Source organism: Massilicoli timonensis (assembly GCF_900199515.1).
GTDB lineage: Bacteria > Bacillota_I > Bacilli_A > Erysipelotrichales > Erysipelotrichaceae > Massilicoli > Massilicoli timonensis.
Window position 1 is genome coordinate 1,206,589 of sequence record NZ_LT963434.1, and the last position, 15,189, is coordinate 1,221,777.

Sequence of the window (15,189 nt, forward strand, 5' to 3'; positions counted from 1 at the left end):
ATTATCTAAATTTAAGTTGCTTCACTAATAAGATAATACAAAGAAGACGTGGAAGAAAATGAGTTTTTAATGGCAATGAAATAGATAGACTGTTAGACATTATAAATGAAAGTTTTACTATAAAAGCTCCTTTCTCTAATCTCTTATTTCCTTCACTTTTCCCCAATCTACTCAAAACTTAATGAAAGAGAATGTAGTTAGAGCCAACACCACAATCATATGCTCCTCTTCTCAAACCACAAAAAGGCATAAAAAGAGACGTAATAAAAACCTGTGTCAAATGATTGCACAGGCTTTTCAAAATATTTGCTCTATCAAGACAGCACTGATCTTCTATTATAATCATATAGTACAAAGGAGTAAGCGAATAATGCAGAAGCAACTCCTGCCAGCTCCAACAAAAGGATCGGCGATTGAAAATGAGAAAGAAAAGGCATCAGCCGCAAGATATGACTAGGCAAAGTGCTTGTCATGATGTAGTTGGTGTGAAAGAGCTGGTTGAATAGGAACACGAGCAGAAAGACAAAGTTTGCCTTGATGATCGCCGGCACTATATCTTTTCGCTCCACCCGCCACTGTAAAACAAATAAACAGTAAAATACCGCAATCAGGAAAAAATGATGGGAGATGAAATACTGCCAGTACAGAAAACGGTCAAATCCGCAGGTAAGATCAGGTAAAAGAATGGCAGGCAGCGGACCGGCAAAAGCAAAGAAATAAAGCCAGTGAAACATCTCTTTACGGTTTGTGACCAATGCATACATGAATAAGTAACCGCTGATGAAGCAGAAATGAAGAGGAAGATGCACATGAAAATCCCAAGTACCGGTATATAGCTTCAAGCCATAATAGACCGTCATATTCAAAAACATGATACCGGCAAAGAGATAGCGCATTTGTTCACGAAAACGCCACTTCATTAAACGAAAGCGGAAGCGATAAAGCAAGTAAACTGCCAGTATCAAAACCGCTATGGTAAGCAGATGGAGCCAGCCAAAAAGGGAGAAGCCGATCAACCCGTCGGTATCACTGAAAAAGGTATTCATAAAATCACTTCCTTTCTTCTTTTACAGTATAAAAGAAAAAAGTAAAGATTCCCTCTTAAAAAATATTAAGAATTTCAAAAGAATTAAAAAAGAAATAATCATAGACATTGATTTCCAAGCAAAAAAAGACCAATACGGCATAGGCAAAGACGAACCGCCATTGTATCACTTTTTCTCCTAATCATATATCTATGATCGTGAGCCTGCAATGCGTTCTATCTTTACAGATAACGCAATCGTATTTTTTATAAATTTTATTTCTTATGATCGATCGCATACATATCGTCCTTCTCACAACATATTTTTACATTTGTTTTTACCTGTTGTTTCTTTCTTTTAGAAGCCAGTTACGCTATACTATAAAGTAGAAGCAAACGACAGGAGGCGGCCGTATGAACCTTTATGAGATCCCTGAAAATGCCACGATTCTTGCACCGAGTTACCTGCATCCTTTTTTACAATACCGCTTGTTGAAACAGCACAAAAATCTGTTTGACCTGCACATGAAAACCCCGCAGGCCTTTTTAACAGAAACGATCGGCAAAGAAGTCAATGAAACCGCAGTCTTATGGCAGTATTATCACAAGATCAAAGAAATACTGCCTGCTTTGCATATCTTAAAACGAATTGCGCCTACCTATGCGTTTCTAAGTGAAGTGCACCGATTTTTAGTAAAACGGGAGCAATTCGCATTTGACCTTTCCACCTTGCCTAACCAAAGTGAAGTACAGCGCGAGCTCGCTTTGATCCTGCATGCACTGGCAGATCTCGCTATCATGCTCGACCCCGCAAGCACCTCATGCAGCGTGCTGCTATCAACAAAGCGCGATCTCAGCAATGTCTATATTTTAGATTGCGGCTATTCCTTCACGCAGCAACAACAGATAGAAGCATTGTATGCATTAGGTGCAAAGCGCATCGACTGGTATGCGTACAAACCGAAGCTCCATTTTTATCACAGCATCAATAAACGGCAGGAAATAGAAAGTGTCGCCGACCTTATCTTAACGAAACAATATCGGGCAGAAGACGTACAGATCACCGTTTGTGATGATTCCTATAAGCCTTTTATCAAACAGATCTTTTCCCGACATCAGATCCCCCATACCATCTTATTTGAACAGCGTGCCTCTTTAGGCATGAAGGCGTTTGTGCTGTTATTGACGTATGCCATGACGCCAGATCGCGCACACTTGCTCGCTTTGTTGGATGCTTCCTTGTTTCCGATCAAGCATCTGCATGCGCTCAGCACCTATCTGCTCATCTTTGAAAAAGAACTGCATGATTCTTTTACCCATATGGAACAAGCTGTGATCAGCGATGATATTCTCTCCGCTTATGAAGTGGAAGAATTAAAGCAGATCGAACAAAAAGCACGCATTGCCAAGGAAGAATTGTTACTGCAACTGGTTCCGCTGCAACAAGACGATCTGCCTGCTTTGTTTCACCACTGCTATGATCTGCTTGCCCAAAACCGCGCCTATCAAAGCGCTTTGCCACAGATACAGACGATCTTGCAGGACAGTATGCCTTATTTGAATGAAAAAGAAGATCTTTCTTTTTTACTGGCAATATGTGATTCCTTTATGAAACAAGAACGCTGTGAGCACTATGAGGGGGTCATGATAACCGACCTCAATAAGCCGCTGCTGCATACGCCGATACATATCATCATGGGCTGCGATCAGAAACATTATCCTGCATTCAGCGGAGAAAAAGGCTTTTTTGATGAAAGCTACATGGAACAGGTTGCTTATCCCGCTTTAGAGAAGCGCTATGCGCATGCACTGAAACGATTAGAAAAGCACCATCATAATGCACAGGAACTGTATCTGTTCTATGCACAGGGCGATTTTAAGGGAAAAAGTCAAGAGGCGGCGCCGGAAATCGAACTGCTTGCCGATAGGACATCTGTCCTTTATCCTTTATCCCAGCATGATCATGAACGGCAAGAAGAAATTTGTTTGCGGGAAACAACGGCACGGCAGTTATTTACCCCCGACCAGATATTAAAGGGAAGTATCTCAGCATTTGAACGCTATGTGAACTGTCCGTTTTCCTATTTTGTGCGCTATGGACTGGGGATCAAAGAACCGTTGGATGTGAGCTTCAATGTCGCCAAGATCGGTACCTTATCCCATTATGCCATGGAACAGATGACACGTCATTACCAAAAATCCTATACCAAGCATGAAGAGGCGCTGCTTCCTTATCTGGAAAGCAAAATACAGGAAATCATGCAGGTTTATCCAAACAAAGAAGTGCTTTTATCCAATATCTTGCAGCGTTTGCATCAAAACTTACAGGTACTGCTGGGATTGTTAGACGATATGGAAGAACAGACTTCCTATGCGCCCGCTGCCTTTGAACACCGCTTTGAGGAAGAAATCCCGACCAATCAAGGCATTTTGATCCGTATTAGCGGTGTGATCGACCGTATTGACTTTTATGAACATTTTTTACGCATCATCGACTATAAGAGCAGTGCCAAAGTGCTCTCTTTACAAAATGTCTTATCAGGGAAACAATTACAGCTGCTCACCTATGCCTATGTTGCACAAAAGCAGTTTCACAAAGATGTCGCAGGCGCTTATTATCAGTCTTTGAAGAATGAAAGCATCCCTTTTCCTTATGGCAAGATCAAACGCAGACCGGTGGCTTTCCACGTTTACGAAGAGGCTGATGCACTGCGAGACAAATTAAAGAAAAGTGGCTTAAAGGGCTGGACGACATGTGAATTTTTAGAGGCGCTTGATCATGACGGTACGCACATCAACGGTTTTTCCCAAAATAAAGACGGTGCGATACAGGCACGTACGATCTATTCTATGGAAGGGATCAGCGAAGTGCTGTTGCAGCTCTATGATGCGATCGTAAAACAGATGATGAGCGGTGTGATCGCGCCCGCACCGATCAAAGATGCCTGCCTGTTCTGTCATTATCATGACATCTGCCGCTATCAGGGCAATAATCGAGAACTAAAAGCATTGATCGAAGAACTGCCGGAGCATTTTTACATCAAAGGAGGAAAGCAGCATGAAATGGAATGAAGCACAGTTAAAAGCCATTACGACAAGAGATAAAAATGTGCTGGTTTCCGCATCGGCGGGGAGCGGCAAGACGACCGTGCTGATAGAGCGTTTGATGCGCCGTATCCTTGACGATCAGATCCCGCTTTCTTCCATCTTGGCAATGACTTATACCGATGCCGCTGCCAATGAAATGAAAAAACGACTGGCAAAGCAGCTGCAAAGCCGTTTACAGGAAGCCGATGATGAACAAACACGCGCATATATCCGCAAGCAGCTTTCCTTGCTTCCCGACGCCAATATCTCAACGATCCATTCATTTTGTTTATCGATCGTGAAAAAGTATTATTATGTGACCGATCTAACGCCAAAGCAGGTGGAAACGATCTTAGATCCTTCCCTGCTTGCCATTTATGAGCAGGAAGCCTGTGAAGAGGTGCTGCATGAGGCAATGGCGCAAAACGATGAGGACATGCAAAAACTTTGTGCGTTATTTTCACCGCGGGCTGAAAATGATGAGGCGCTGAAGCAGGCGATCTTTTCCTTATCGCAAGCCGCATCTTCTTTCGTCGATGAACAGGCTTATTTACAAATGTGTATTGACAACTATCAGCCGATCACTTCTTTTCAAGAACTGCCGGAAACGATCTATCAGGCTTTTTTCGATTACTTAACATCACAGCTCAGTATTTACAGCGCACAGTACGATGCCCTCGCCATGCGTTTCACCTATCGTGAAGAAGCAACAGAAAAGCAGCGTACTGCATTAACCAGTAAACAGGTCGGCATTGCGGCGATGAAAAAAGCGTTAGACCAAAAGGACTATGATCTGTTTCGGGAGCAGCTGATCGCCTGTGCAAAAGTGATCCTGCCGGCCAATCCCGACAAAGCAAACGATCCGGAATATGATCAGCTACGCAAACAGATCCAAGAGCTGGAAGAACGGCTGCTGGCACAGCTTTATTCCAAGGAAGAACTGTTTGCGCAAATCAGTGAACAGCGCCCGTTGATCCGAAAGCTATGTGAATTGACAAGCGCCTATCAAAAACGCTTTTTGATGAAAAAGAAACAGCAGCAGGGAATGGACTTTCACGATATGGAAAGTTATGCGCTCTCTATCCTGCAAGAGCATGAAGAGATCCGAAACGATTACCGCATGCAGTTTGCGGAAATCATGGTCGATGAGTTTCAGGATGCCAATGACGTACAGAATGTTTTGGTGAATTTGATCGCCAGAGGAAACAATGTATTTCGAGTGGGCGATATTAAGCAGTCCATTTACGGTTTCCGTCATGCCAAGCCATCGATCATGCGCGATCTCATCACACATCGAGGGGCACAGGATGAAGTCATCTATTTATCAAACAACTATCGTTCCAAACAGCTGCTGATCGACTTCAATAATGCACTTTATGAGGAATTGATGAATACCGATGATTTCACACCGGCCTTTCATCAGGAAGATATTGCATATGGCGGCACACCGGCACAGTTACAAGACAACCAGCCGATCATTTTTCATAAGCTGATGTGGAAAGAATTATCGGTGCAGCTCCCCGCTTCGATCAGCAACCCGGCGTTAAAAGCAGATTACATCGCCAAAGAGATCGCAAGGCTCCATGAAGAAAAACGATGCAAGTGGAAAGATTTTGTCGTGCTGGCACGCTCCAATTCGATCAAGGCAGAGATGAAAAAAGCCTTTTCCGCATACCGCATTCCCTTCTTTATTGATGCAAAGTCCGGCTTCTATGAATCTTACGGCGTTTCCTGTATTCTTTCCTACTTACGCGCCTGTGTCGATCCTTTTGACAATATCGCATTGGTCGCCGCACTGACTTCGCCTTTATTTGCGGTTTCTTTCGAAGAGCTGGCAAAGTGGAAGCAGGCCATGCGGCAGGAACAGGAATATTCGTATTATGCGTATTTGAAAAAACATCCTTGTGACGGCTTTTCTGCTTTCCTTGCGCATCATCAAACGATCCTGCACGCTTCCTTGAAAGATCTGTTGAATGAACTCTATGAAACCAACGCTTTTTACTTAGCGCATACAAGCGTACAGGAAAAGACCAATCTCGATCTGCTATATGAAATGGCATGTGATTTTGAACGGCAGGAAGGCTTTGGGGTAACCGGCTTTTTGCGCTATGTGGAAACGCTGAAGCAGCAGGAAAGCGCCGAAGCGCTGCCAATCGGCAGTGAAGATGATGTCGTGCGGGTCATGAGCATTCATCAATCAAAAGGCTTACAGTTTAAGATCGTCTTTTTGTGGTCAACCGTTACGTTCCCGGCATTGGAATCCAAAGATCTGATGATCTGTGACAATGAATTGGGCATTGCGATGGATCAGATCGTATTGCCGATGCGTTATCGTAAAGATACGATCATGCGCATGGCGATGGAGCACAAGAAAAACAAAGAAGAGTTGGAAGAAGAAATGCGCATTTTATATGTAGCGACAACGCGTGCACAGGATGAAATGCACATTGTCGACGTCATTACCGATGAAAGCAGGCTTGCCAGATCTGCAATCACGTCTCCTTTCCTTTACTTGCGAAGAGGCTATACCTCATGGTTATGCAGCGCTTCGCATCTAAAACCCGGCATGGTGCTCACCAAAACAGTCAGCAAGACCTGGCAAACAGAGAAAAAATCCTATCTGCAAAGCAAACCACAGCAGGATCATTTTCAAAAGCTTACTTATGCGTACGCACATCAGCCGCTTTTCTATGAAACACCGACAGCGAAAAAAAGCGATGCCCTGCCAAAACTCACGTTACAAAACGAGGGCATGCAGTATGGTACGGCCTTGCACGCCTATATAGAAAAGCTGGGTGATCTGCCATGGGACAGCGCAAAGATCCAAGCTGTTTCACAAAAATGGGAGCTTCCTTATCAAACCGGAATTGAAAACGCCCTGCTTGCCTTAGCGAAGCAGCCGCTCTTTCAAAAGGCACAGCAGATGCCTAAGCGCTACTATGAAGCGCCGTTTGCCATTTTACAAGATGATACGCTGCTGCATGGCGTCATAGACTTTTTAGCGGCAGATGAGAAGGAACTGCTTTTGATCGATTTCAAAAGCGATCGGGTATCGAATGGCGATGCGCTGCTTGCCCATTATCGAGCACAATTACAGGCATATGAGGACGCATTGCATCAGATTTATCCTAACCATCGCATACACAGTTATCTATACAGCTTCCATTTGGAAGAGATGATTGAAAAATAAAAGCGGTTCTTGCGCCTAATCAATAGGCGTAAAGATCCGCTTTCTTTTCTATTTGCACAGCCTGTGCTTACTGTTTTGATTTTACCAGCTGTGCGATCATTTCCGCAATTTCCTCTAGTTCAAAACGACTGCTGTCGATCGCAATATGATAATTCTCTGCCTTGCCCCATTTTCGGTCGGTATAATAATTATAGTAGTTGGCACGGCGTTTATCCGTCTTGATCAAAATATCTTCCGCATCTTCGCGATCAACGCCATATTCTTCAATCGCACGGCGTTTTCTGCTTTCTAAATTAGAGTGAATAAATACATTGATGCAATATGGATCTTCCCGCAGCACATAATCCGCACATCTTCCGACAATGACCGCAGAGCCTGCTGCCGCAATCTGCTGAATGACTTGACTCTGTACCAAAAACATTCTATCATTCAACGTCATTTCACTCAACCCGGCAACCGGACTGCCCAGCGTATAACCGATGACACCTAAGAAATTAAAGCCTTTGCTCGTCCGTTCTCCTTCGGTTTCAAACAGTTCTTTGTCAATGCCGCTTTCCGCCGCTGCCATTTCGATCAGTTCCTTGTCATAGAAAGGAACGCCCAGCAGTTCTGCCAGTCTTTTGCCGACCTCTCTGCCCCCGCTGCCATATTGTCTGCTGATGGTAATCAAATACTTTTTGTTCATAAAGACACCTCCCGTCTTGCTATTTTCATTATACCCTTTCAAAGCAAAAACATCAATCTTCTTTACTTGCAAGCACCACATTTATCCGTTACAATAATCCTATGTGAAAGGATGATCTTCATGCACGAAATTTACCGCATGATCGTATGCGATTTGGACAATACTTTAGTAGACAGTAAAAAACAGCTCTCTGCCGCCACGATTCAGGAAATGATTCGTTTACAGGAAAAAGGCTATCTCTTGGTCATTGCCAGTGGACGCTTTATCCATGAAATCGAACCGGTTGCCAAGGCTTTACAGATCGAAGAACACCATGGCATCATCATCGCCTGCAACGGCTTTGAGATCTATGATAAAAAAGATAACAGCTATCATCGTTTTACCCCCATCAGTGCAAAGGAAAGTGAAGAACTGATCCGTTTTGCCAAAAGCAAGCACTGCTGTACTTATCTCTATGATGAGGACGGCTACTATTTCATACAGACCGGCAGTATCCGCAGGATCATGCGCATCGCCAAGCATTTGTTTCCACTGTTTCGCAAGCTGCACCCGAAGATCGGTCATGGCATTGACCGCTATGAGCAGATGCAGATCTTAAAGGAAGAACCGCACTTCGAGCATTCCTTTCAAAAATTATGCTTTCTCTCTCATAAGCCGAAACATATCGTAGCGTTAGAAACGGCAATTCATCGCCGCTATGGCAGGACTTATCAATTCTTTTACGAAAATCCCTTTGTAAGCGAAATTACGAAAAGTGATGTATCAAAGCGACACGCAGTGGAATACATTTGTCAAAAATACGGCTATGAGATGAAACAGGTCATCGCTTTTGGCGACAACGGCAACGATTTACTGCTGTTAGAAGCAGCAGGACACGGTGTTACGATGAAAAATGCTTCTCGCTATATCAGAGCACAAGCCAATCATATCACTGAGGATACTTGCGATGAGGACGGTGTGATCCATTATTTGAAAAAGATGAACCTATAATGACTACATCGGCAGATACGTCGATTTCCCTTTCTAATCAATCAATTGAAAAAACCGCACTTCCCCTTTTTCGAGATCTGCGGTTTTATTGTTTTAATGCTTTTGCTCGTTTTTCTCTTTTCTTGTCTGCACAAGATGTCTTGCGACATATACCCCACTGGCGGAAGCATGGGACAGCGAATGTGTAACCCCGCTGCAATCACCGATCACATATAGTCCTTTGTGTTTGGTTTCTAAGTTCTCGTCGATTTCCACTTCCAAATTATAGAATTTCACTTCTACTCCATATAACAGCGTTTCATCGCTGGCGGTACCCGGCGCCACTTTGTCCAGCGCATAGATCATTTCGATGATGTCATCCATCTGACGTTTCGGAATGACCAGCGACAGATCGCCCGGTGTAGCGGAAAGTGTCGGCTTTAAGAAACTGGAACGAATACGGCTTTCCGTAGAACGCTGTCCACGGATCAGATCACCGAATCGCTGTACGATCACGCCGCCTCCTAACATATTGGATAAGCGCGCAATGCTTTCCCCATATTCATTACTGTCCTTAAACGGTTCGGAAAAGTGATTGCTGACAAGCAGGGCAAAATTCGTATTTTCCGTATAACGTGATGGATCCTCATAACTATGCCCGTTTACCGTTACGATGCCATTCGTATTTTCACTGACCACGACTCCTCTTGGATTCATGCAGAATGTTCTGACATTATCTTGAAATTTCTTCGTGCGATACACCAGCTTGCTCTCATAAAGTTCATCGGTCAAATGTGAAAACACTTCCGCCGGCAGTTCCACCCGTACACCGATGTCTACTCGGTTGGATTTGGTATGGATTCCCAATGCAGAACAGATGCTTTCCATCCACTTGCTGCCGCTTCTGCCTGTCGATACGATGCAGTACGGTGCGTCAAAGCATTCCTCGCCGGCAATGACACGATAACCGTCTTTCGTTTTTTCAATCTGTTTGGCATAGCAGCGGAAATAAAAATCCACATGCTCGGATAAATGTGCGTACAGATTCTGCAATACGATGTAATTGACATCGGTTCCCAAGTGGCGCACCTGCGCATCAAGCAGATGCAAGTCATTTTGCAGACAGATCTTCTTTAATCTGGAATTAGCGGTCGAATACAGCTTTGTTCCTTCTCCGCCGAATTGTAAATTCAAAGCATCGACATAACGCATCAAAGACAGCGCTTCTTCTCTGCCGATGTGTTCATAAAGCGTTCCGCCGAACTGGTTGGTAATATTGTACTTCCCATCTGAAAAAGCACCGGCACCGCCAAAACCGTTCATGATCGCACAGGTAGAACAGCCGATACAGCGCTTGATCTTTTTGTTGTCGATGGGACAATGGCGTTTCTCAAGCGGATTCCCTGCTTCCAGTACCGCGATCTTTAATGCCGGATCCTGTTTCAACAGCTCATAGGCTGAGAAAATACCGCCCGGTCCAGCACCGATAATCAAAACATCATATTTCATAATCAAACCTCATTTCCTCATCTATTTTATCATACTTCCTAAAAAACCGGCAGTTATTTTATGAACTGCTTTTTCTTATTTTTTCCATATTCCTTGTATAAAATCACAAGCAGCGGCAATGCTACTAATACAAAGGAAGTGGCATGAATGAAACAGACGATGACAGAACAAGAACAAATACAGTATGAGGCATATGTAGAAAAGACCTTTGCGGCATCACCGCGGTCAAATAAGCGCAAACCCTTGCTTTTGATTGCCCTGTTAGGCATTTTATTCTGCAGTGCCTGCATCCGCGTATCTTCCCATGACAACAATGAAATTGCTTACCGTATTTACTTTGACAGCAGCAGCGATAACCTCTATGAAGTAAAAGAAACTGTCAATCAACTGTATCTGGAACTATGTGAAGGACTGGACGCGGACAGCGAAAAAGCCATGATTCGCTCTCACCTGTCGGTATTTGAGCGTGTTGATGAGCATGCGCATGTTACTTGGAAGCACAATCGTCTCAACATTCAGATTGGCGATGGCAAGGGAGAATTCCTGAGCGGTACGCTTGCCAAACCTTTGCATTGTATCGAAGAAGTAAAACCGCGCAGCCTGCTGGCGGAATTCTTCGATCTATGATGTTTCTCCTTGTGAGGGTCCGAGGGTGCTCGGACTTTTCTTTTATTTTGCTAACGCTTAGAATCTAACCTGTGATACAATAACAATAGAAATTAGAAAGGATCGATGAAGCATGGATACGATACGCTATCTGAAAACGGAAATAGAACTTGTGGCAAATGAATTAAAAAAAGGAAAAGTGATCGCATTCCCTACGGATACGGTATATGGATTGGGCGTTGTTTACGATGATGAAGCAGCGCTGCAGCGCTTAAAGACCGCCAAGGGACGACCTGAAACAAAGCCGATTCCGACAATGGCGGCAAGCAGCGCACAAATAGAGGAAGTCGCCATCGTCGATGAAAGAAGCAAGAAACTCATAGACGCGTTCATGCCGGGCGCTTTCACCTTGATCTTGCCAAAGCAGCCTTCTGCTCCCGCTTATATAAGCAATGGCATGGATACGATTGCCGTGCGTATCCCGGATGATCCTTTTGTACTGGAGCTGCTGAAACAAGTGGGAAAACCGATGTTGGTAACCAGCGCCAATTTATCCGATCAACCGGCTGCTACGACCGGCATTGAAGCGCTGGGACAGTTAGATGGCAGGATCGACGGAATCGTAATGGGTGCAAGCGGTGCGTCTGCGGCTTCCACCATTTTGGATGTTACAAAAACCGAGTGGCAGATTCTTCGCTGCGGAGCGGTGAGCGAAGAACAGATCGAAGCGGTGATCGGAGAGAAAAGAAAAATGAGAATTGCACTGGCATGTGATCATGGCGCCTTGGAATATAAAGAGATCTTGAAAAAAGAACTGCCGCAGGAAGGCTATGAAGTCGTTGATTTCGGCACATATAGTCATGAGAGCTGTGATTATCCGGATTATATCGCCAAAGCTGCCCAAGCGGTGGCAAAGGGAGAATGTGATCGCGGCATCGTACTTTGCGGTACCGGGATCGGCGCCAGCATCGCCGCCAATAAGATCAAGGGCATTCGCTGTGCGCTTTGCAGTGAATCCTTCAGCGCTCGTTTGACCCGCGAACACAATGACAGCAATATCTTGGCAATGGGACAGCGTGTCATCGGCGAGGAAGTCATGCGCGACATTGTAAAGACATGGCTGACAACTCCTTTTTCTCAGGGAGAGCGGCATAAAAAAAGAATTGCGAAGTTAGCACGGCTGGAACAAGCAGACTAGCTCCTCTGAACGACCTCTTTTCTTTCATCCTCACTTTAAGGAAAGAGGTTTTCTGATGCGCGCTCCTCTGTCTTTAGGAAAACACTTGCTCTGTATGTAAATGGAGAACTGCGTATTTCAAGCATTGTTTTTCCACAATCAGCGATCTTCCTGTATAATAGAAGCAGACAAGAACATGCAGATATGCAGGAAAGGATCACATGATGAAAGACAGAGAAATAGCAGCAGCGATTGAAAAAGAAGCCAAGCGACAAAAAGACCATATTGAGCTGATCGCATCGGAAAACTATGTATCAGATGAAGTCAGAGAAGCCGTTGGCAGCATACTTACCAATAAATATGCGGAAGGTTATCCGGGAAAACGCTATTACGGCGGCTGTGTGTATGTCGATGAAGTAGAGGAAATCGCAAGACAGCGGGCGATGAAGCTATTTCATGCCGAACATGCCAACGTACAGCCACACAGCGGTTCACAGGCCAACATGGGCGTTTATATGGCTGTATTAGAGCCGGGCGATACGGTACTGGGGATGGACCTTGCGGCCGGTGGACATTTAACACATGGACATCCCTTAAATTTCAGCGGTTCTATCTACCGTTTTGTATCTTATGGCGTACGCAAAGAGGATGAAATGATCGATTATGAGGAGGTGCGCACCGTAGCCCTGCAAGAGAAGCCAAAGCTCATCGTGGCGGGTGCCAGCGCTTATTCCCGTATCATCGACTTTCAAAAATTCCGTGCCATCGCTGATGAAGTCGGCGCTTACCTCATGGTGGATATGGCGCACATTGCCGGATTAGTTGCGGCCGGGCTGCATCCTTCGCCGATTCCCTATGCGGATTTTGTAACGACGACCACGCATAAAACATTGCGCGGTACCCGCGGCGGTATGATCTTATGTAAAAAAGAGTATGCGAGCCTGATCGATAAAAAAGTGTTCCCCGGCATGCAGGGCGGTCCTTTGATGCACGTCATCGCCGGAAAGGCCGTATGCCTTTATGAAGCGATGCAGCCGACATTCATCGCTTATCAAAAGCAGGTACTCGCCAATATGCAGGCGCTGTGCGATGTTTTGAAGCAAGAGGGTTTTCGCTTGGTAAGCGGCGGCAGTGATAATCACGTCGTACTGGTAGATGTGAAAAGCTCTATCGGCATGAGCGGGAAAGAAGCGGAAAAGCTATTAGATGAAGTATCGATCACCTGTAATAAAAACAGTATTCCTTTTGATGAAGAAAAACCGTTTACGACCAGCGGTATCCGCTTAGGCAGTGCCGCAATGACAACACGCGGCTTAAAGGAAAACGAGTTTATGCAGATCGGGAAATGGATCGCTTCTTTATTAAAAGATCCTTCTGTACCAAACAAGCAGCGCATCAAACAAGAAGTCTTGACATTGACCGCCAAATATCCGATTGCCCCTCTTTTGTAGGGGCTTTCTTTTGTGAAAAATATAACTATTTGATGAATGCGTTATCATTAAAAATTTCATTTGCTTTTATGATAAAACAGGACTATACTGATTAAGGTCTAAAAAAGGAGTTGTCAAAAATGGAATATGGATTTATGTTTGATGTGGCAATCATTTTAGCAGCTACAAAATTATTAGGCATGCTGACGAGGCGGGTAAAACTCCCTCAAGTGGTTGGTGCATTGCTGGCGGGACTGATCTTAGGCCCGGCAGGTTTCGGGATCTTGAAGGAAACGGAATTTATTACCCAAGTGGCGGAATTAGGCGTTATCGTGTTAATGTTTGATGCCGGTTTAGAAACTGATATCAATGAATTGAAACGATCGGGAAAAAATTCTTTCATCGTTGCGTTAATGGGTGTCATCATCCCTTTCATCGGCGGCTTTATCGTTGCTGATCTTTATGGAATCGGTACGACCGATGTTTTGAAAAATGTCTTTATCGGGGTGATCCTGACAGCGACTTCGGTCAGCATCTCAGTTGAAACATTAAAAGAAATGGGCCGTTTATCGACAAGAAGCGGCAATATTATATTAGGAGCGGCACTGATCGATGATATTTTAGGAATTATCCTTTTGACTGTAATTACCAGCTTTGCCGATCCAAATGTAAATATCATGATGATGGCGATCAAGATCATTGCTTTCTTTGCTTTAAGCGGGATCCTCGGCATGCTGCTGCATAAAGGATTTGCGATCTGGATGAAGCGTCATGATCGTGATTTGCGTCGTTTTGCGGTCTTCTCTTTTGCTTTCTGCTTGCTTTATTCTTTTGTGGCAGAAGAGTTTTTCGGGGTTGCGGATATCACCGGCGCTTTCTTTGCGGGACTTGTGATCTCTAATACGACGAAGGCGACCTATGTGTCATCCCGTGTCAATACATTGTCTTATATGCTATTAAGTCCATTGTTTTTTGCGAGCATCGGTTTGAAGGTCGTATTACCGGCAATGAACTGGGAGATCATTTCCTTTACGCTGATTCTGGTAATCGTAGCTATTTTGACCAAAGTACTTGGCTGTGGACTGGGCGCCAAGATGTGCGGATGTCCGACTCCTCGGGCAATGCGGATCGGTGTCGGTATGATCTCACGTGGTGAAGTCGCTTTGATCGTTGCTATGAAGGGTATTTCTTTAGGCATGATGGATGAACAGTACATTGCGCCGGTCATTTTAATGGTCGTGGTTACGACGATCATTACACCGATCTTATTGAAGATCGTATATAGTTCTAAGTATGATTCTATCACTTACGAACACAGTGAGTTGCTGAATCGTTACGAAGAGGTACGCGATTTCGAACGTGCTTCACAGGCGCTGCTTCGCCAGCATCATAATATGCAGAAAAACGAACAGACAGAAAACAACTGATCCAGCCAAACAAATGATTTTAGTAACAGCAATCGCAGCCTGTCGGATTGCTGTTTTTTTATTCCGTTTCCCACCAAAAAAGGAG

General features: G+C 44.5%; 10 protein-coding genes and 1 pseudogene. 8 read left to right on the plus strand and 3 right to left on the minus strand.

Features of this window, described 5'->3' with window-relative positions; genetic code table 11:
• Window positions 1-314 precede the first annotated feature (314 nt).
• Complete coding sequence (locus C1712_RS07980; RefSeq protein WP_102268306.1) at window positions 315-1,046, minus strand: YwaF family protein; 732 nt, start codon at window positions 1,044-1,046, stop codon at window positions 315-317.
• Between the two features lie 392 nt (window positions 1,047-1,438).
• On the opposite strand from C1712_RS07980, the gene C1712_RS07985 reads away from it, so the two are divergent.
• On the plus strand, window positions 1,439-4,096 hold the full coding sequence (locus tag C1712_RS07985) for a PD-(D/E)XK nuclease family protein (protein ID WP_102268308.1): 2,658 nt from the start codon (window positions 1,439-1,441) through the stop codon (window positions 4,094-4,096).
• Entirely contained in the window at window positions 4,083-7,301 is a 3,219-nt protein-coding gene (locus C1712_RS07990; protein ID WP_102268310.1) for a UvrD-helicase domain-containing protein, read from the plus strand. Before C1712_RS07985 ends, C1712_RS07990 begins: the two co-directional genes overlap by 14 nt.
• Window positions 7,302-7,368: 67 nt before the next feature.
• On the opposite strand, the gene C1712_RS07995 is transcribed toward C1712_RS07990, so the two are convergent.
• Window positions 7,369-7,986: a cytidylate kinase-like family protein gene (locus C1712_RS07995; RefSeq protein ID WP_102268312.1), complete on the minus strand. Its 618-nt coding sequence runs from the start codon at window positions 7,984-7,986 to the stop codon at window positions 7,369-7,371.
• 120 nt (window positions 7,987-8,106) lie between these two features.
• Between C1712_RS07995 and C1712_RS08000 the strand changes: the two genes are divergently transcribed.
• Complete coding sequence (locus C1712_RS08000; protein ID WP_178200769.1) at window positions 8,107-8,976, plus strand: HAD family hydrolase; 870 nt, start codon at window positions 8,107-8,109, stop codon at window positions 8,974-8,976.
• A gap of 93 nt (window positions 8,977-9,069) precedes the next feature.
• Here the strand turns inward: C1712_RS08000 and C1712_RS08005 are convergent, their stop codons facing one another.
• Window positions 9,070-10,464: an NAD(P)/FAD-dependent oxidoreductase gene (locus C1712_RS08005; protein WP_102268316.1), complete on the minus strand. Its 1,395-nt coding sequence runs from the start codon at window positions 10,462-10,464 to the stop codon at window positions 9,070-9,072.
• 147 nt (window positions 10,465-10,611) lie between these two features.
• Here C1712_RS08005 and C1712_RS08010 point away from each other — a divergent pair, with 147 nt between their 5' ends.
• From C1712_RS08010 to C1712_RS08030, 5 genes and pseudogenes are all read left to right on the plus strand, one after another.
• Entirely contained in the window at window positions 10,612-11,091 is a 480-nt protein-coding gene (locus C1712_RS08010) for a hypothetical protein (protein ID WP_102268318.1), read from the plus strand.
• Window positions 11,092-11,203: 112 nt separating this feature from the next.
• Window positions 11,204-11,794: pseudogene (locus tag C1712_RS08015) on the plus strand (L-threonylcarbamoyladenylate synthase); the annotation flags it as partial.
• A gap of 27 nt (window positions 11,795-11,821) precedes the next feature.
• The gene (gene rpiB / locus C1712_RS08020) at window positions 11,822-12,268 is read left to right on the plus strand and encodes a ribose 5-phosphate isomerase B (protein WP_102269817.1); all 447 of its coding nucleotides are present in this window, start codon (window positions 11,822-11,824) and stop codon (window positions 12,266-12,268) included.
• Between the two features lie 203 nt (window positions 12,269-12,471).
• Window positions 12,472-13,698, plus strand: coding sequence for a serine hydroxymethyltransferase (locus C1712_RS08025; protein ID WP_102269819.1), 1,227 nt, complete (start codon window positions 12,472-12,474; stop codon window positions 13,696-13,698).
• Window positions 13,699-13,817: 119 nt separating this feature from the next.
• A complete protein-coding gene (locus C1712_RS08030; RefSeq protein ID WP_102268320.1) occupies window positions 13,818-15,104 on the plus strand; it encodes a cation:proton antiporter in 1,287 nt (428 codons plus the stop codon).
• Window positions 15,105-15,189 lie beyond the last annotated feature (85 nt).

Coding starts and splice junctions, on each gene's coding strand:
- C1712_RS07980 (WP_102268306.1), bottom strand. CDS start 1,046: ATGAATACCTTTTTCAGTGATACCGACGGGTTGATCGGCTTCTCCCTT.
- C1712_RS07985 (WP_102268308.1), top strand. CDS start 1,439: ATGAACCTTTATGAGATCCCTGAAAATGCCACGATTCTTGCACCGAGT.
- C1712_RS07990 (WP_102268310.1), top strand. CDS start 4,083: ATGAAATGGAATGAAGCACAGTTAAAAGCCATTACGACAAGAGATAAA.
- C1712_RS07995 (WP_102268312.1), bottom strand. CDS start 7,986: ATGAACAAAAAGTATTTGATTACCATCAGCAGACAATATGGCAGCGGG.
- C1712_RS08000 (WP_178200769.1), top strand. CDS start 8,107: ATGCACGAAATTTACCGCATGATCGTATGCGATTTGGACAATACTTTA.
- C1712_RS08005 (WP_102268316.1), bottom strand. CDS start 10,464: ATGAAATATGATGTTTTGATTATCGGTGCTGGACCGGGCGGTATTTTC.
- C1712_RS08010 (WP_102268318.1), top strand. CDS start 10,612: ATGAAACAGACGATGACAGAACAAGAACAAATACAGTATGAGGCATAT.
- rpiB (WP_102269817.1), top strand. CDS start 11,822: ATGAGAATTGCACTGGCATGTGATCATGGCGCCTTGGAATATAAAGAG.
- C1712_RS08025 (WP_102269819.1), top strand. CDS start 12,472: ATGAAAGACAGAGAAATAGCAGCAGCGATTGAAAAAGAAGCCAAGCGA.
- C1712_RS08030 (WP_102268320.1), top strand. CDS start 13,818: ATGGAATATGGATTTATGTTTGATGTGGCAATCATTTTAGCAGCTACA.